Source organism: Streptococcus parasalivarius, assembly GCF_054785155.1.
This window is the reverse complement of the sequence record NZ_BAABOB010000012.1, coordinates 1-19,643: the sequence shown is the minus strand read 5'-3', so window position 1 is coordinate 19,643 and position 19,643 is coordinate 1. Positions and strand designations below refer to the sequence as shown.

The following is a 19,643-nucleotide window of genomic DNA, read 5'->3' as shown; positions in this document are numbered from 1 at the left end:
TTCATCACAATACTTGAGATTGAGGGGCAGACCGATCACGCATCACCAGCCTGCCTCTCAACCCCACGAGGGGTGAGATATTATACATTTTCAAAAAGTGGGGTATAGGAAGTGTTAAGCTTCAAAGCTTTCATTTCCTCGTTAACGTTGTAAATCATACCGCTAAAAATCAAGAAAGTACCAGGAATCATACTAAGCTGTAAGTAATCCGGATTAACCAAGATAATGAGCATTGGAGCACCTGCCATAAAGAGCATGTAAAGGGCACCGATGAAACCAAGTCTAAGGACCAAATGGTTGATATAGGCACTGGTTTCTTGACCTGGATAAACACCGTAGATATACTCACCTGACTTACGCATACGTTCTGAGATTTGCTCACCAGAGACATTAACAAAGGCAAAGGCTAAACCTAGAACGAAGAGCATGACTAGATAAATAACTAACCAAAGTGGTCGACCGACCGTCAAGGCCTTGATAGCCTCACTAGTCCACTTATTATCAGGATGCATAAACTGAATCAGCATAAAGACATACTGTGGAATGCTGACTAGTGACATGGCATACATGAAAGGCATCCCTCCGGCTGGGTTCAACATAATATCCAAGTAAGAATATTGTTTGAAGCGGTTATGAATGTTGATTTTATTGATTGGGATACGATATCTAGCCCTCTGCACAACCCCAGCAATGTAGAGAAAGACCAAACTGAACAAAAACAGAGGAAGCAAGACATCCCAACCAATACCTAGCTTTTCAACGCTATCCATGATTTGATATGGCATATTGGCCATCATACTCGCCATCAAGATAACAATGGATCCCCCAATCCCAAAGAGGGAGTTGAGATCCGATAACCAAATCAAGAAAAAGGTTCCAGCAATCAACAAGATGGTATTCATGAAAATGGCGAGACCGGCATTAACCCCAGAAACGATAGGTAGGTTCAAGGACACTGCCAGAGATTGGACCAAAGCAATTGCTAGGGCCAAGTACATTCGTCTGCGGTCCTGAATCTCGACGGGAAGGTTTTTTAAGCCCATTTTCTTAGAGAAAGAAAACATCTGCCAGAGAATCATTGCTGACATCCAGGGCGACAAGCCTACTGAAAAAAGCGACATAGACCTGAGGTTTCCACCCATCATGGCACTAGAGAAAGCCAAGGAACCCATGGCTCCCCCAAAGATATTTGCATTTTTCAAATCCACAAACGGTAGAACCAAGCGATTTCCTAAACAATAAATAAAGAGGAAAAAGACGGTCCATAACACACGTTTGGTGATTATCGATTGACTAATTTTTTTCACTGTTACTCCTATTTCCTGCCCTATAAACAGGCTGATGTTATTTCGTTAGAAATGAGACATAAACTAAATTGCAGCCCACTCATCCAAATAATGGATTACAGACTCTTCTTACGCATCTGGCGAATGGTCTCAGCCATCTCTTTCCAACGATCTCTTGAGTAGGTTTGCTGATTATGTTTGGTTGACTTGAGGTCCTCAAATCCTAAGATTGGTTTGTTTTCAAACCTAAAGGCATCAAGAATTTCCACTACTTTTCTGCCTGGATTAATATCCAAAAGCAAGTCACTAGTACGCACCAATTCCAAATCTAGCCCATTTAAACCTGCAATGGCTGAGTAAACTGTCACATTTGGATAGGTAATCAATTGGGCCAATTTGTCTGTCACATGCTGGCGTGAGGCAATTTTAAACTGTACCTTAGGAAGAGCCGAGATAAGATCCGTCAAATGAGGGATTTCTGAAATGTTGGTGTAGACCAAACAAGTAAATGGACGGCCCTTAGGATAAATCATGTCCTCTGAAAGTGGCAGTAAGGTGGCATTTTCAGCTACTCCTGACCAATCCATTTGGGCATAGAACCACCAAACCTCACGATAAGCTTGGCAAGCCAAAGGTAACCAGGGCTTACGGTGTGAAGTATAGTGTAAAACCTTAGGATAGTCTTGACCATTTGGCAAATGGTAACCAGCTAGACTAGACTTGGTCACAGCGTAGTTATTGTCAAAAGACAACGTCAACCAGTTGTTACGAAAAACCATATTAAGAATTGACTGCTCCGCAAATGGTACCTTATCATGCCATTCGCTAGTCATGTCAATTAAGTGACGTCTCATGTTGTACTGCTTCCAATAAGCCGTATCAATCACCATGAAGCCTGCATCAAACATTGCCTGACGATCCTGAACTTGAACAGCATAGTCACGTACAGCAGCCAAAGGTCGACCTTGCAAATCAAGGGTAAAGAGGTCCTCTAGAGAACCTGTAACCACCATGTCACTATCCAAATAAAGGGCCTGTTCCTCAGATACAAAGTCCGCCACAAAATAGCGTAGATAGCTAGCATAGTTGCTATTGGTCTTGTATTGTTTGATATGACTGCTATCTACACGACAGTTAATCACTTCACTGCCAAAAGCAGCCAGATGACGATTGAGCCCCCTAAACCACTCTTGAGAGAAATCATCGTTAATCAAGTAAAAACGAATGTTGCGATGATGGAAAACGATAGATTTTATGGTCGTAAGCACTTGATCAACATAGTCATAGTTAGCCGCTAGGACAATAGCATGCTTTTTAATCTCATAACGTTGAGGAGCCAAGCTCAAAACCTGGAATTTTTCCTGAATAGAGCGATAGGCTTCAGAATCTGTGAGACCTTGTTCTTCCACATTTTTCAAGCAAGCCTCTAGCATCTGACGATAGGTAACCATATATTTTTCCAGAGGGAAACCATGGCTAGCAACAATCGCCAAGCGTTCCTCCATGGCATAAACCAAAGTCATCATCCAATCTTGCATCCAAGTCGCTGATGGCATCTCTGGACTCTCACGGTAGACATAAAGTCCCTTATTGAGATAAACCGTACGCTCACTCATGAGATAGGCCTTAAGGTTGAAAAAGCCGTCTTCTCCTGCATGCTCTTTTGGAAAAAGCAAGTCATTAAACAAAGAACGTTTGTAGAGTTTGCCTGTCGCAGAAATCAGAGCGATGTTAATGTTATTGGTTTCTTCAAAGAGACCATCAATAATCTGAGCCGGTGAATAAACCTGCTCATAATAATCTTCATCCTTGATATAAAAATAAAAGAGATCTTCCGATTCCTTATAGACACTGTAATTAGCTACTGCGATATCCGCCTTGTGGGCCTGAAGAGTCTTATAAAGCTCCTCTAGATAGGTTGGCTCTACCCAATCCTCAGCATCCACATAGGTGACGTAAGCTCCCTTAGCCTGACGAATACCAATATGGCGAGCATCTGAAAGCCCTCCATTATCCTTTTTAAAATAGAGGATACGAAAATCCCTAGCAGCATAACTACGGCAAATGGCATCACTATTATCTATTGAGCCATAATTGATAAGGATGATTTCAAGATTTTGATAGGTCTGACCCAAAACACTGTCTAAACAGGTCTGGAGTTGATTTTCTACATTGTAAACGGGAATAATTACGGAAATTTTTTCTGTCATTTTTTATTTCTTATTTTTTCTAGCTAATACATTTTTTTATTTTCCTGTCTCAAACTTTCATAAGATAGCAAGGAACAGTCTAAGAATCTGACAAGCATTTTACGGTCACAAGATATAAAGATCGTAAACACATTCTATACACTTTTTCCTTGATTTTATCGAGACTTAACCATATTAAATTATAACATAGTATCACTTAATTTTCTAATAGATTAACTTTTTTATGAGGGATTTTTTTCAAATAAATTTCCTTTTATTTTCAAAAAAACTGATAGTTAGGAAGATTGAAATAAGTGGATAGAAAAAGAGATAGCTCCGATGAGAAACTATCTCTTAGAATAATTAAAACGTTTTGACGAGAGTTCTTAACCCCTTGATTTCTCTTACCCCTTATCCACAATTTTAATACGGCTACTGCCATCATGCGACTTGATGATAGCTAATTGTTGGGCGATGCCTTCTTTCATGTCGTCCACGTGACTGATGACACCGACCATGCGGTTTTCACCGATTTGCTCCAGAACAGCGATGGCTTTGGTCAGGGCTTCCTTATCCAGTGAGCCAAACCCTTCGTCGATGAAGAGAGCTTCAACAACAGCACCCTTGCTGGTATTTTGCACCACCTCTGAGAGGGATAGGGCAATAGCCAGTGCAGCGATAAAGGTTTCTCCTCCAGACAAGGATTTGATGGAACGCTCACTACCTGTCAGCTGGTCATAGACGTTGATGTCCAAACCAAAGTGATCACGCGCCCTACGCCCTTCTTCACTCAGAACAAAGGAATAGCGGTTATCCGTTAAGAGACCGATGTAGTTAGCATTGGCATAGTCCAAGATTTGTTGGAAATACTGACGGATAACATAGACTTCAAGATTGAGTCGTCCAGTTAGTGCTGTATTTTCTCCCTTAACCACCTTGACCAAATCACTGAGTTCTTGGTGAGCTTCAAAGGCCTCTTGATTACTGTCTTGAAGGGTTTTGGCCGCTTGGTAGGTAGCCGTCGCATCCTTAAGCCCCTGCTCCATGACAGAAACCTGAGCCAGTTGCTTATCATAGCTTTCCTGACTAGCCTCTACTGCTTGTGTTAGATTGCCAAGGTCCGGCTTTTCTTGGTCTTTGATAAGCTCTTGACCCTTGACAATCTGCGCCTTCAACTCTTGTTTAAGAGTTTGGTAGCTTGTCAATTGAGCCTGGAGCTCAGGGATCGCTTGCTTGTTCACCTCAAGAAGCCAAAGCTGGATTTGCTCTAGGTCATTGGTGAGGGCCCCTTTAGCCATAAGACTTTGGTCTAGTTCAGCCGATAAACGCTTAGTTTCTTGGCTAGCATTTTCTTTAGACTTGGTTAGGCTCTCAAGTTGCCCCTTGATGCCTTGAATGTCAGCATGAAGTTGGTTGTAGGCTTCACTATTTTCCTTGACTTGCTTATTGTAGAGGTCCAACTCTTGCTTTGCTAGGGAAATACGTTCTTGATAAACCTCAACAGATTCAAGCTCTTGATGAGCTTCTTGTAACTCCTTAAGACGTTCCTTAGCTTGGTCAAGCGCCGCATTAGCTTCTTGATAACTCTTAGTTAAATCTGTCAATTTTTCCTGAGCTTTGCTTAGTTCGGCTTGGTAATGGACATCATCAGCCTCTTCCTCATCAAAGCGTTTGTGTAGCTCTTGATAATACTGTTCAACCTTTCGGAGTAAGGTTTGTCCACAGTCTGCTTCATAGTCCTCAGCAAAATCAAAATCAAATTGTCCCTTAACTTGCACTTTTAGTTCTTGATAGTGTTTTTCGAGAGTTAGCTTGACTTTAGCTACTTGGTCAAGCAAATCTTGCCGTTTAGATTCAACCTCACTCAAGGTAGCCTGACGATTTGACAAGGTAGCCACTTGCCTTTCTTTTTGAGCTTGAAGTTCCTCCACCTGATTCATGAGATTCTTCAAGGCTGCTTCATTCGCCTTTGTCCCATCGACCTTAGGATGGTCAATGGAACCACAGACCATACATGGCTGACTGTCCTCTAATTCTGCTTGCAGTTGGGCAATCATGAGTTGCCGGCGTGAAGCTAAAGTCGTTCTTAACTTCGCTTCCAATTCCTTGAGGATTTCTTGAGCCTGGTCAATCTCCAAAGACAGGGCTTGACGACGTTTTTCAGTCTTTTCTAATTCCTGATTTAGTTCCTCTTTTTCCTTAAGATCTTGTGCCAGTTGTTTTTCCACACTGTAACCCACAGACTGGAGGAGTTTTTCGGCTTCATGCAAGCTATCTAAACTTAGGCGATTGGCCTCCAAATCTGACAAGGACTTGTTAAGAGTCTCAATCTTTTTCGACGCCTGCTGGTAGGTTTCTTCCAACTGCTTATAGTTAGTACGTGAACGTTTGATTTTCTCCTGCTCTTGAGCAATACTCTGGGCATAGATAATATCCTCTTTCCACGCTTCCAGCTTTTCTTCTTTTTGAAAAAAATCCCTAGATTGAGCTGCGAGTGCCTCTTTTTGAGCCTTAACATCCTCAAATGCCTGCTGCTTTTCACTTAATGCTTCTTGAGCAATTTCAAGATCCTGCTCTAATTGCAACAACTGTTTCTGATATTGTTTGAGGCTACTAATGGTTTCCTGCAGACCTTGAGCAAACTGCAATTCCTCCAGATGCGCTTTTGCTTCTGCCTGTTCCTGAGCACCTTCCTCAATTTCCAGACGGTAACGCTCCTTGGCTTGCTCCAATTCTAGGAAAATCTTTGCCACATCTTGCGCAGTTTGCAAGCTCTTCTGTAATTTTGCCAAATCCTCATGGGCATCCTTCAAGATGCTTTTTTGCTCCGTAAGACTTTCTTGACGCTGAGACAGAAGCTCTTCAAGGCGTGCCAATTTTTCAGAAGCTGGCGTTTGAGTCAAGACCGCTAATTCCTCCTCAGACCACACCTGACTGGCAAAATGGCCATCTAGCTGAGCTTGGCGCTTATCCATATCCTTATTGCTCTGACGAAGACGCTCTTCCAAGCTCTTTTGAAAACGGTCAAAAATACCCGTTCCAAAGATTTTCTTTAAAATTTGAGTCTTGGTCTTGGAATCTTCTTTCAAGAAACGACTGAAATCATTTTGCGGAAGGAGAATAATCTGCTTGAACTGCTCAGCATTGAGCCCCAAAATCTGCTCAATCTGGTCACTCACTTCCTTGATCTTATCCCCAAGCTTTTCAATTTCCTGACCACCAATCTTATCCACAATGACTAGAGAAGCCGTCGCCTTTTGCATGGTCGTGCCCCCACCTCGCTTGGCTCTCTCCTGCTGGAGCACTCGCTCAATGCGATAAAGATGCTTGCCCTGTTGGAAGTAGAAAGTCACCTTGGTCAGATCGTCCTCTGGACCAGCGAAGGTCGACCGCATCTCTTCAACATTGCGGTCGCCACTGGTCGTCGCAAACAAGGCCACCGTCATGGCATCAAAGAGGGTACTCTTACCAGCCCCCGTATCCCCACCAATCAAAAAGAGGGGAGCATGGTCAAACTGGGTAAAATTGATAACTTCCTTACGATAAGGTCCAAAATTAGTCAATTCTAACTGAACTGGTCTCATTATCCACTCCTTCCAATCTCCTCAAAAATACTTTCCACAAGGGCAGTTTGTCTCTCAGACAAGACATCGCCCCCAGTCACTGTCTGGTAAAAATCAGAGACAATTTCCTGAGGCGACTGCATTTCCAAATCTTTTAAGTGCTGATCTACAGTCAAGCTTTCTTCCTTGACATCACCCAAACGACTGAAAGTGATTTCTACAATGTCTGTCCCATAAATCTCTTCCAGACGGGCACGCACATTGATTCCCTCTAATTCCTTACGACTGGACAATTGAATATCAAAGGCAAACCAAGCCTTTTGACAAGGCTCCTCCTTATAAAATTCAGGTGACACCAAGGTTTCAAAAGACGCCTGCAAGGCCAAAATCGGTCGTTTGACATCTAGAGGATGGAAGGTCTGAGACAAGTCACCAGTTGCATCCAATTCAAGAATATAGACACCCTTTTCTTCCTTACGCTTGGCTTCTTTGACATTAAAGGCGACTGGACTGCCTGAATATTGCACGCGCTGAGTCGGACTGGCAAAGCGCGTATGGATATGCCCTAAGGCCACATAATCGAAAGCCTTGAAAAGGTCACTGGTCACATTGGTAAGACCACCTATCGTATTGCTTGTTTCAGACAACATCAATTCTCTTAGACTTTGACCATCGCTATCATCCTTCTTAGAAACTGCAAAATGCGCCACCAAGACATGGGCCTTGTCAGGATCAAAAGCTTTTTCCATATCCTCGAGAATATAGGCCAAGGCATCACCAATCCCCTGAATTTCCTTATTCTCATCGTCTTTATAGTAAATACGGGCATCAATAGGGTCAATAAAGGGAAGCAGGAAAATCTGGCAACCCTCCAACTCAATAGGCTCAAAAGCCTCCTCCAAACGTGTGCTTAAATGAAGACCTTGATGTTGAAAAAAGTCTCGTCCAAAATGCAAACGTTCAGCACCATCGTGGTTGCCACTGATAGCATAGACAGGAATCTGCTCCTCCAACACCAAGCAGGCCAAGGTCTTATTAAATAGCTTAATCGCATCCACAGGGGGTACCGCACGGTCATAGAGGTCTCCCGCAATGATAACCCCATCCACTTTTTCGCTAATAGCCAAATCCACAATCTGTTGAAAGGCCCACTCCTGCTCCTCCAACAAAGACCAGCCATTGAGGGTTCGCCCCACATGCCAATCTGACGTATGTAAAAACTTCATGACAGTCTCCTCATTCGTTTTGTCTTACTCTATTGTACCTTATCAAGCTAAATACTGCTTAAAAGATTCACAAACCTTAGGAGATTCCGTAAATTTTATCCACAGACCAAAAAATCTCTCCCGAGCAATCACACTCGAGAGAGATTTTGTTTTTGGATTTTATGAAAGATAAGGTTTGGAAATCTTAGTCTTGGTTTTTACGACGATTCATAGCCGCAAGTCCTGACATGAGTCCCATAACAACAACACCCATTGCTGCAAGGTTGTTATCTGACTCGCCTGTTACTGGCAATTGTTCATCGCCTTCTTTAGCTTTATCAGAGCCATCTGCCTTCTTACCATCTTTATTTCCAGATTTCTTCTTATCTGAACCTTTACCATCTGATGCTCCATCAGCAGCTGAACCAGATCCAGAACCTTTAGATCCTTTAGAACCGTTTGAAGTTGCTTTGACAGCCTTAGATGTTGAACTTCCAGATTGACCACCGTTACCGTTTGATGGTGTTGAGCCATCTTCGACTTTACGGTAGATGTAAGTTACGACTGTTTGACCTTCTGTCATCTTGTCTGTAGATTTACCTTCTTGACGGATCAATTCATATTTCACACCGTTACGGTAGATGTAACGGTCACCATGAACATTAACTTCTGAACCAACAGAGTTAGTGATCACAAGTGGCATCTTGATTTGGTTACCATACTCGTCACGGTAGATAACTACGATAGTACCAACTTCTTTGTTAACTACTGGTTTAGCAGGTTCTGCATTAACCACCTTGTAAACAACCTTTATATCTTCACCAGGGTTGCTTGGTGTCACACCAGTCTTATCAGCCTTGTAACCTTTCACTTCAGGAACAAGGGTCATGGCAGCCTTAGTTGGATCGTTAGGATCATTTGTGTAAGAAACGGCTTCAACACCTGGGATTGGATTCCCTTTTTCGTCAACGGCAATAATCTTACCGAATTTAGTGTAAGTGACAGTTTCAACCTTGCTGTCCATAGTGACATCTTGAGACGCCACACGACCTTTATCGGCGAAGTAACCGTTAACCAATGGTGTGATTACGAGGTCAAACTTAGTCTTATCCGCTTTCCATTCACCTGCAGTAAGAATATCACCTGTTACAGAGTCAAGCGTCAATGAACGTTTCCATTGTGCCTTTTGAACACTGTCTGCTGGCAATTTAGCATTGCTATCTTTGCTTGCATAGTGAACAGTGTATGTCACATGTTTAAGGTAAGCATCCTTAGCTGGCCATTTTGGTCCGTTTGGTTGGTTAGGATAGATTGGAGTTCCAGGTTCGTGAGCATTGTCTGGATTAAAGTCAAGTGCTACACGTTTGAAGCTTACTGTCCAAGCTTGGTCAACTGTGCTATCCAAGTCGAATGTTGCACCAGTTGGGTAACCATCTGTTACAAGGACATAGCCAAGGTCTTGGTAGTGTTTGATACGTTCAGCTGTTGAGTAGTTAACTGCTTCGCCAGACTTACCAGCCAAGGCAACAGTTTCAAGGGTTGAACCACTTGTTTCATCACGGTAAGTAACACTTGCTTTTTGGTCATTCTTCACATAAACGACCTTAGTGTCGCTAGACAAGTCACCTGGTGTTGCAGGTACTACCTTAGCAGTGTAACCTGGGATAGCTGGCAAGTTCTTGTCAACTGCAATCATCTTAGTTGGATCGTTAGGATCATTGATGTAAGCAGTATCAGACACACCTGGAATTGGGTTACCATTTTCATCGACAATGACGAACTTACCAAAGGCCTTATAAGTTACGGTATCAGTTGCTTCTGGAGCATCTGGTGTAACTGTCTTACCACCTGCTACTGCTTTATCTGCAAAGTAGCCATTCACAACAGGAACCTTAACTGTACTGTAAGTGTGGCTAGTTTCATTCCAAGTCACCTTACCAGTCGCTTGGTTATCCTTACCTGCAAAGGTATAGTCAGATTTCACATCTGCAGCTGGAGTTTTATCGCCAGCACCTTGGAAAGTAACTGTTTGTTTCGTCGCCTTAGTCACATCGTTAACGATTGCTACGTAAACGACACGAGTGTCTTCACCTGGATTTGATGGTGATGCAGGGACAACCTTAACAGTGTAACCAGGAATACTTGGAAGCGTCTTGTCGATGGCAATCATCTTAGTCGCATCATTAGGATCGTTAGTGTAGGCAGTTGTTGATACACCTGGAATTGGATTCCCATTTTCATCCACAGCGATAAATTTACCAAAGGCTTTGTATGTCACTGTGTCTGTCGCATTTGGTGCATCTGGAGTAACTGTCTTGCCACCTGCTACGGCTTTATCAGCATAGTAACCAGTAACAACTGGAGTTTTGACTGTTCCATAAGTGTGAGTCGTTTCAGTCCAAGTTGTTGTATTAGTTGTAGGATCTTCTTTACCGTTGAAGCTAAAGTCATTTTGAGTGTTAGCAGCTGGTGTCTTCGTATCAGCACCAGTGTAAGTTACTGTTTGACTTGTTGCTTTTGTGACATCTTTAGTGTCTTTTTCAACGATAATGTGGTAACGGTAACCTGGAGCTAGGTATTGACCACCACCATTGGCATCAATTGAAGCATCCAAACCTTGTGAACCGTTAGCAAATTGAACAAGGTCAACGACACGGCTTTGGTTACGGTCCCAAGCACGTTCTGAACGGATTGTTGCAATACCGTTATTATAGTCGTACTGACGTTCTGACTTCAAAACATCTACATAAGCATTAGCTTTAGATTTGTCAGCAGAGGCATATTTGATGCGGTATCCTGCTGGTACTGGTGGAAGTTCTGTTACACCAGCATCATAAATTTTATTGTAAGTCTTACCGTTTGCTGTGATTGTTTCAGTTGAGTTATTGATACGGTATGTTGAAGATCCAGGAATCTTGTTTCCTGCTTCATCAACGTAGTCAATAATACCAAGGTTGGCATAGTTTACGACAACCATGTAGTTACCATTTGTAATGTAGTCATAAGGTCTCATAACCCCACGATTATCACGACCAACTCTAAGATTGTTGATGTAATCAATGTTAACAAAGTATTGTTGACGTTCTGGCAAATAGGCAAGTTTATAGCCGAGGTTTGTCAAGTCAGGGTTTGTTGAACTTGCTCCAGCATTTGTCAAAACAGCAACCGCATCAGCTGTACGAAGACTACGGTTTGATACCGCAAGTCCCATAGCATTGATGAGATTTTCAGAGTTAAGACTTGCTTCAGCAGCATTCAATTCACTGCTTGTCACGGCCAACTCACTAGTCGCCACTTTAAGGACGCTATTTACAGCATTGGTTGTAGACTCTGCGCTGGCAGTTTCTGCTGCAGTCGCAACTGAAGCTGCTGCACTTGTTTGTGCTGATACTTGACCAGCAACAGGAACTTCGGCTACTGCTGTTGAGCTAAGAGCTTGGGCGCTAGTCGCTACAGATGAAGCAGTCGCTGCTGCAGATTCAGAGCTCGCTTGCGATGCAGCCTGAGAAGCTGCTTCTGAACTAGCTGCTGTTTGACTAGTTGTTGAAGCTGTTTGGCTGTTTTGAGCTGCTGATTGTGGTTGTTCACTAGCCAAAGCTACAGTAGAGACTGAACTTGGTGCGTTTTCTGTTGTTGCTGGCGCTACTGATGCTGTCGTTGGTGTTGATTGCTCCACGACGACATCTGGCTCAGCAGTTGTTTCCATACCTGCGGTAGTTGGTGCTACCGTTTCATCAGCTTGGGCACCCTGTGCATTTGAGAAGATTGAAACTCCCAAAAGGACAGAGGCTACACCAAAACTGTATTTTCTTAATGAAAAACGTTGGCGTTTATTAAACATATCTCTCATAATAATAAATTTCCTCAATATCCAAATTACTTTATATACAGTTTCCATTTTATACTACAATTATTAAATTGTCAAATATATAATGATTATTGTTCTAAAGTTTAACTTTCATTAGAGAATGCTAATTTAAAACTTTTATCTAAGTCCTTTGAAACATCAAAACGTTCGTGCTTTTATTTAGCAATATCCCATTTTCTGTAAATTTTATAATTTTCGAAATATTTTTATCTGGTGATCTTTTTTATTAAAAATACCCATTCCAGATACGACATTATTTGGTTTTGATGTCATTTATTAAAATACAAAATACTCTCCCTTCAAAAAGAAAAATTTTTTAACAACTCAACTCACAGTTCTCTCAACCCCTTGCTAATACTGACATAGAGACTCCTTACTACTCCTTTTTCGAACAAACTCAAAAATCCCTTTGGTATTTACCAAAAGGGATTCTTTCATCTATTATTTGAAAATAGAACTTGTGAAACTATCTGTCTCTTGAAGAAGTTTCTTATAGACAGCTTCTTTGAGTTTTGTCGTATGGCTTGTTGATACAGATTTATTGCCGTTATTATCTGTTTTAAGACTTGCAGCATCTTTGGCTACTGCCGCTTTAAACATGGCTAACAAATCATCGTAAGAACTTACAGATGTGCCATCAATAGCAACTGTCGTCAAACCATGGGACGCTTTTTCTTTCACTTCTTTGAAGTAGGCCTTCTTGAAGTCTTCCAGGGTGTTGAACTGGCCTTCAGAAATCTTGTTAATGATAAAGTCATCACCAAGGGTGTTCTTACCAGCCGCTTTAGCTTCTTGTTTATACTTGTTGGTCGCATAACCTAGGAAGCCTTTTTCATAGCCGTAGTATCCCCAGAGTCTGAAAGTATTATGCTTGAAGGACATAGCGCCTGGAGAGCCCTCACTGGTATTACCACCATAAATGGCAGACATCATAGGCACATTGACATAGGCAGAAGAGAAATCCTCAGGTTTATAAACACCATTTCCAGGTCCACGATTGGTCATGAAGTTATTATCCACAAGGTCATCAATAGAAGTCAAGCTAATAGCTTTTTCGCTATCACTTAGAGCACGCACCTTGTCGTATTGGTTTTTACTGTTACCTCGTAGCTGTTTATCTACCTTCTTGAACCATGCGTTATTGAGCTCTTGCTTGCCTTGGCTGAGGACCGCTTCCCCTTCAAGGGAGTCAAGAAGCATAAGGGTATCGTTGTAGCCCTTCATGTAACGGTCGATGGCTTCACGCGACTTCAACTTGTTTGGATTAGTGTTGTACCACTGATTACCGTCGTTTTCTCTTTCAAAGGCCATGTTAAGTCCCAAGGCCCCGTATTCACCTTGATGGCCCTGTGTAGCTGGTGATTGCAACATCCCTTGGGCATAAGCTTCAACGTCTGTTCCTTCACGACGACCAAAGCCTCCAAAGTAGGCAATACGGTCATTGATATGAGTTGTTTCATGAGTGAAGGCCGAAGCACCGTACTCACTAATCATGTTAGACATGACAAAAGTAACTTTGGCACGATTATCGTATGGATTGTCGTAGATGGCAGCATAGGCACCGGCCATGGCTCCGTTATCACCATAGTACTCACCGACTGGTCCATAGATTTCACGGATTGGCGCATAGACTTCTGTACTGTTCTTGAATTGGCCGTAGCGCTCTGGCCAACCTGGCCAACCATGACCCCAGACATAGAAACCTTCCCAGACTGGATTGACAATGTCTTTGAACAATTTGTTTTTGACATTATCCGCAGCCAATCTTTGCCAGAAATCAAGATAGTTGATTTGACGTTGAGCGGCTAGATCAATCTCAGGTTTCAACTTCTCTAAGGTTGTATTGTACTTGTTAGCCGTACCATAAGACATGGTGTCATAGGTAGAAATCAAGAACATCTCTGTCTTATCAAGGTTCAATAATGGTAGAATCATTTTTCTGTGTAGGCCACGTGTTAAGTTATCGTAAGCACGATACTTGTGCTCCCCGACGCCTTCATTTTGTGAAGCTTTCTCTACAACATAGACCTTGTCCTTAGTGGCATCGATGAACCAATCGTTCATATTGTCGATAGTGGTAAAGAGTTTTCGGTTGTAATTAAGGAAGTCGGTCAGATCACTAGAAAGGGTACTTTTGGCGAGAACTTCACCGAAAGCATCGTATGTTCTTGAACCACTGATATTATTTTCCTTAGAGCCAATCTCAATCAAACGGTCAAGGACATCCACATTTTTACCATAGAAATCTGGTTTGAAGAGCATGATTTCTTTGATATTAACATCATCGAACTTAACACCATAGTAGCGATTCAAGTAAGTCAAACCTAACAAGAGGGCCGCTTTATTTTTCTCAACCTTGTCAAGAATCATTTGTTGGGCAGCTGGTGATTGGTTAAGCTGGTGGTCTTCATTTTGAACCAGCTTAGTCACCAGGTTAGTTAAATTAGCCTTAACAGCTTCAAAACTTTCTTCCAAGAAGAGGTTCTTGATAGCATTGACCTTGTTTGGACCGGTACGACCAAGTTTTTGGTAAATCGGATCAGACTGCAACTCAATCGGCTTAAGAATATCAACAATACCATTGATAAGACTTGAGTGGTCTTTTTGAACGATATTCGGAGTGTACTTGATACCCAAATCAGTAACAGTGTACTCCTTAACGTTGCTCAAACCTTCTGCACTCTCTGAAAGCTTGAAGTAGTCTTTGCTTCCATCAGCATAGTGAACAATAATCTTGTTAGCATCGCTTAGGTCTGTGACAAAGTTACTGTCTTTCATTGGTGTCACTGAGAGCACATCTTTAGTATTCAAGTTGTGGTCTTTGGCCAGTTTATTTGCTTGATAGACAATATAATCCTTGTTATAGAATGGCTGGAATTTCTCAATATTCTTGTAAGCCTGCTTGTATTCTGGCTTATAGTCTTGAATATTGGCAAAATCAGCTTGACTAGAAACATTGTTAAGCGTATTCAACGCGTAAGGCTCGCTAACAAATGTATCAGCTGTGATGTTGTAACCTTCAACACGCTTGTCAGCTTCTTCCTTGGTCAAATGTTTGAGCTTATTCGGACTCTTAGTATCTTTACCAGTACCATCTTCGGCCGAGCTGTAACCAACAACACCAAAGAGATCTTTGATGTATGGGCCACCGTCTTCATCATTGACATCGTTAGAAGCAAAAATTTCTTGACCCTTGATAACCTTAGCATAGGTCACATTATTTTGAACAGCGCCGTAAGGCCATGTCTTAGCGACAATACCACCGACATTTCTTGTGTTTTTGACATCAAGAACACCTTTAGCTACTGAATTGGTTACCTTGGCCTTCGTTCCTGATTTCCAACTGTTGAGCATGTAAGTGACAAATGGCACCAACATACTTGCGTTGGCATTTTGAGCTGTAATGGTCGCATCCACATAGGCTCTGTTGACGAATCCCATGTAGTTTGAACCAGCAATCCCACCAACTGTTGAGTTATTACCAACAGAGTTGATCTTACCGATAAAGGCAACATTTTCAATCTTGCCATCTTCATCAATCTTATTGACAATACCTGCAACGTCATTGTTACCAGTCACTGAACCAGCCACCTTAACATCTTCAATCAGACCTTTGTTTTTAAGGTTAAATCCAACCGTCGCTATTTGATTCTGACCAGGGCGATTGATGTCTACATTTTCAAAGTTGATATTCTTGATCGTTCCGCCATTGATGACATTAAACAATGGATGCTCTAAATCATAGATGGCATAGCGTTTGTCACCATCACTGAGCAACTTACCAGTAAATTCGGTCGTAATGTATGATTTGCCGTTTGGAACGACGTGACGAGCACTCATACTTTGACCCAGTCTAAATTCACCTGATGGATTAGCCTGAATGGCATTGACCAACTCAGCAAAATCGTAGTAAACATTGGCTTGACTGGCCTTCGGTTTCTCAATGTAGTAGCTATAGGTTTGCGCAAAATGGTTTTGGGCATCACGTTGAACCAAATTGTCCGCTGCTGCAGTTACCTTATAAACCGCCTTGCCATCAACCGTTGTTTCTTCGATGGCTTTTACTGCCAAGTAAGTGGCCTTCTGATCCGCAGAAGTCATCTTCAAGTAGTAATTCGTGAGATCCTGAGGTACAGCTGCCAGACGAGTCTCATCCACTTCTGTTTGATTGTCATACTTAATCAAATCTGTACGTGCAAAATCTTTAAGCTCAACCTTCTTGAGATCCAGTTGGAGAGCTTGGTCTGCCAAAACCTGATTCTCCTCACCATTGCCACGATCATAGGTCATGGTTGTTGTGAGGGTATATGGCTTGTAATAGTCTAAGTTTGTTAGGTCAGCAGTCAAGGTCGTGCTAGGAATATCAAGCGTTTGGACAATCTGTCCGTTTTGCTTGAGGAGCGCTTTAATAGTCGTGATAGCTGCTGAACCTGGATTCGTCAAGTTGTAGCTAAGTTTAGCACTACGACCCAAATCATCCTTGTCAATCTGTGTCAGCGTAAGCACTGGTTTTTCAGATACCTTGGTCCCTTTGTGAACGATACGATTTTGAACAGGAACTAGCACGGTTTCAGTAACAGTTGGTGCCTCAGACGTCTTATTCCCTTTATAGGTCTTATAGACTTTGGTGATTTTGTTTTGACCTTTTTGACCTTCTTGAACAACCTTTAGAGTGCCCTTTTCAAGACTATCATCTTCTTGGACAATCTCTTTAAATGGAAGCTCTACGATAGACTCTTCCGTCGTTGTTCCATCTAGAGGCTTGCTGCCACGACGAAGTTTTCTAGGTTGTGGCACCTCAATAACCTTACCTGATACAATAGTTGGCTCACCAACCTTGACACCATCAATGGTTTGATAAATTTTCTGGATTTCTTGGCTACCTTTTTGACCCTCTTGCTCAACAACTTCTTCATCAACATACTTGTTATCATCAGTAATAACTTCGACAGGATAATCAATAGCTTGCGTTTCAGTCTCTGTGATACTTCCGACAACTGGGGTATGAACAGGATTCTCAGCTTGGACAAGAGCCTCACCTTCGTGGCCTGATTCTTGTGTACCTTTGGCTTCCAGTTTACCTGTATACTCTGGATTAGCAGGTTGAACAGTGGCCTCACCTTCGTGGCCTACTTCTTGTGTTCCATTGGCGCTAATCGGTCCAGTATACTCTGGAGCTACAGGTTGAACAGCGGCCTCACCTTCGTGGCCTACTTCTTGTGTTCCATTGGCGCTAATCGGTCCAGTATACTCTGGGGCTGCAGGTTGAACCCAAGCTTCACCTACATATCCAGATTCTTGTGTTCCATTGGCACTGATAACGCCTGTGTATTCTGGAGCTACGGGTTGAACAAGAGCTTCGCCTTCATGACCTACTTCTTGCGTTCCATTGGCACTAATCGGTCCAGTATACTCTGGGGCTGCGGGTTGAACAAGAGCTTCGCCTTCGTGACCTACTTCTTGCGTTCCATTGGCACTAATCGGTCCAGTATACTCTGGGGCTGCGGGTTGAACAAGAGCCTCACCTTCGTGACCTGCTTCTTGTGTTCCGTTAGCACTAACTGGTCCAGTGTACTCTGGATTGGCAGGTTGAACAAGAGCTTCCCCTTCGTGACCTGCTTCTTGTGTTCCGTTAGCACTAACTGGTCCAGTGTACTCTGGATTAGCAGGCTGAACAAGAGCCTCGCCTTCATGACCTACTTCTTGTGTTCCTTTGGCACTAACTGGTCCGGTGTACTCTGGATTGGCAGGTTGAACAAGAGCTTCGCCTTCGTGACCCGCTTCTTGTGTTCCTTTTTTCCAACTAATTTCTTTATCTACTTCATCTCGACTTGCTGTGTTTCTATCTTCTCTTGATGGCTCAAGTCCTTTCAAAGTATTCTCCAAAGGTTGTTCAAGCTCAGGCTTAGCTGAGTAACGAAGATAGCCGACATACTCATAACCATCGATTGTAATAACACCTTTAGCTAGATCCGCCTCATCTGAGACAGTCAGAGTCTGATTATAGGCCTGCAACTCCTTATTTTGCAAAGCAAGAACCTCAAGAGGGACAAGTAAGCTTTGCCCTGCTGCTCCAATCAAGACCAATCCAATAATCTTTTTGCGGTGTTTTTTTGAAAATAGGAGCACAGCCAAAGTTGCTGTTGTCAGCCCTAAACCTGTTGTGGCCCAGTCAGAACTACCTGTTTGAGGAAGAGTAGCTTGACTGTCTCCCTTACGTTTATAGACCAGATAAAAAGTATCATCATTTTGATATTCCTTTGGAATAGCATGAATCACTTGCTTCTGCTCTTCAGCTGTCAATTCATTTTCAGTAACATAGGCCATATGTACCGAAGCATCCGTAGTAACCTGATCCGCCGAAACTGGCTTAGACACGAAAAGACCACCTGCTAACAAGAATGTTCCGATAGCAACTGGCCCGACACCAACTGACAATTTACGAATGGCGTATTTTGTCACTTTTTCAAAAACATGATTTGCTTGTTTCATTCATAATCTTCCTATATGTTAATCGTTGTACCCCAAAGGCACTTCAAAAACGAAGACGTTACTGAAAAACACGCACTCTATACATTTATTATCCTTCTTCCGAAATCTATCATATCCTTTTTTTAATCTTTAGGCAAGTATTTTCTCTAATTTTTAATCAATATAAATAATTGTTCAGTAACCATACTTTTCTTTCATGAAAACCTCTAAAACCTTTTCATATAACTAATTATAAAGACTCTAACATTTGTAAAAATATTCTCTTGAAATTCAAAATAGTGATATATTTTGAGTTAAATAATTTTATAAATTATACTGATATCCCCATATATCTAACATTTTAATTAAAAAGATAAATAAAGACTACTAATTTTGACAAGAAAAAAACGCAAGAACTTCTCTCGCGTTTTTTTTCGCATTAATATTCCAGAGTTTACCCATTGGCTTGAGACATACTATATGGATAAACTAGCTAATAAATAGTTTACCAGAATATAATCTAAATAACAATCATCACATAATCTCATTATATAAATTCTTTCGTGTATGAAAGTTGTTGCAAATTTCTCATTTCACTGCTATAATCACGTTAGTAGACTCATATTTAAATGAATTTATCCTTCCCCTCGTCTCTAATTAACTTCTATCTTAGAGACTTCACATTTAGCTTCTAACTAACATATTACTCATGTATGAGCTACTATTTAAAAAGGTTCTTTTCTACCATTTGTCAAGTCTATCAAGGCTTTAAGTAAAAAAAGAGATAAGACAGTAGCTATTCTGAGGTTACTGTCTTATTTTTAACACTTTTTGATTCATAAATGGGCATGCTAAAAAAACACCTCATCTGGTATTTTTTGAAACAAGGTGTTACAATAATACGGCATAAACAGCCTTATCGATTTTGGGTCAGAGAGTAATCGTAAAGTTTGTTATGCGTAATGAGGTAATACATTGTTCGAATGAGACGATGTATAGAGGCAATCGTATGTGGCTTAGTTGAAGCTATTGTCGATTGTCTTTTTCGTTTCTCATAAAAG

At 41.8% G+C, this 19,643-nt stretch carries 6 protein-coding genes and 1 pseudogene; all 7 read right to left on the bottom strand.

Annotation, left to right across the window (positions count from 1 at the left end):
- Window positions 1-80: 80 nt before the first annotated feature.
- Complete coding sequence (gene secY2 / locus ACYVQ1_RS09860; protein WP_270281703.1) at window positions 81-1,307, bottom strand: accessory Sec system protein translocase subunit SecY2; 1,227 nt, start codon at window positions 1,305-1,307, stop codon at window positions 81-83.
- Between the two features lie 95 nt (window positions 1,308-1,402).
- Complete coding sequence (locus ACYVQ1_RS09855; protein WP_461250540.1) at window positions 1,403-3,496, bottom strand: glycosyltransferase; 2,094 nt, start codon at window positions 3,494-3,496, stop codon at window positions 1,403-1,405.
- A 383-nt stretch (window positions 3,497-3,879) separates the two neighbouring features.
- The gene (locus ACYVQ1_RS09850) at window positions 3,880-7,059 is read right to left on the bottom strand and encodes an AAA family ATPase (RefSeq protein WP_461250539.1); all 3,180 of its coding nucleotides are present in this window, start codon (window positions 7,057-7,059) and stop codon (window positions 3,880-3,882) included.
- A complete protein-coding gene (locus tag ACYVQ1_RS09845; protein ID WP_461250538.1) occupies window positions 7,059-8,264 on the bottom strand; it encodes an exonuclease SbcCD subunit D in 1,206 nt (401 codons plus the stop codon). The genes ACYVQ1_RS09850 and ACYVQ1_RS09845 overlap by 1 nt, the downstream gene beginning before the upstream one ends.
- 184 nt (window positions 8,265-8,448) lie before the next feature.
- Window positions 8,449-12,093, bottom strand: a complete 3,645-nt coding sequence (locus ACYVQ1_RS09840) for a mucin-binding protein (protein ID WP_461250537.1) — start codon at window positions 12,091-12,093, stop codon at window positions 8,449-8,451.
- Between the two features lie 459 nt (window positions 12,094-12,552).
- The gene (locus tag ACYVQ1_RS09835) at window positions 12,553-18,603 is read right to left on the bottom strand and encodes a ZmpA/ZmpB/ZmpC family metallo-endopeptidase (protein WP_461250536.1); all 6,051 of its coding nucleotides are present in this window, start codon (window positions 18,601-18,603) and stop codon (window positions 12,553-12,555) included.
- Window positions 18,604-19,498: 895 nt separating this feature from the next.
- Window positions 19,499-19,643: pseudogene (locus tag ACYVQ1_RS09830) on the bottom strand (IS110 family transposase); the annotation flags it as partial.

Bases quoted from the DNA above. Each gene is read 5' to 3' on its own strand.
- ACYVQ1_RS09835 (WP_461250536.1), bottom strand. From the start codon at position 18,603: ATGAAACAAGCAAATCATGTTTTTGAAAAAGTGACAAAATACGCCATT.
- ACYVQ1_RS09845 (WP_461250538.1), bottom strand. From the start codon at position 8,264: ATGAAGTTTTTACATACGTCAGATTGGCATGTGGGGCGAACCCTCAAT.
- ACYVQ1_RS09850 (WP_461250539.1), bottom strand. From the start codon at position 7,059: ATGAGACCAGTTCAGTTAGAATTGACTAATTTTGGACCTTATCGTAAG.
- ACYVQ1_RS09840 (WP_461250537.1), bottom strand. From the start codon at position 12,093: ATGAGAGATATGTTTAATAAACGCCAACGTTTTTCATTAAGAAAATAC.
- ACYVQ1_RS09855 (WP_461250540.1), bottom strand. From the start codon at position 3,496: ATGACAGAAAAAATTTCCGTAATTATTCCCGTTTACAATGTAGAAAAT.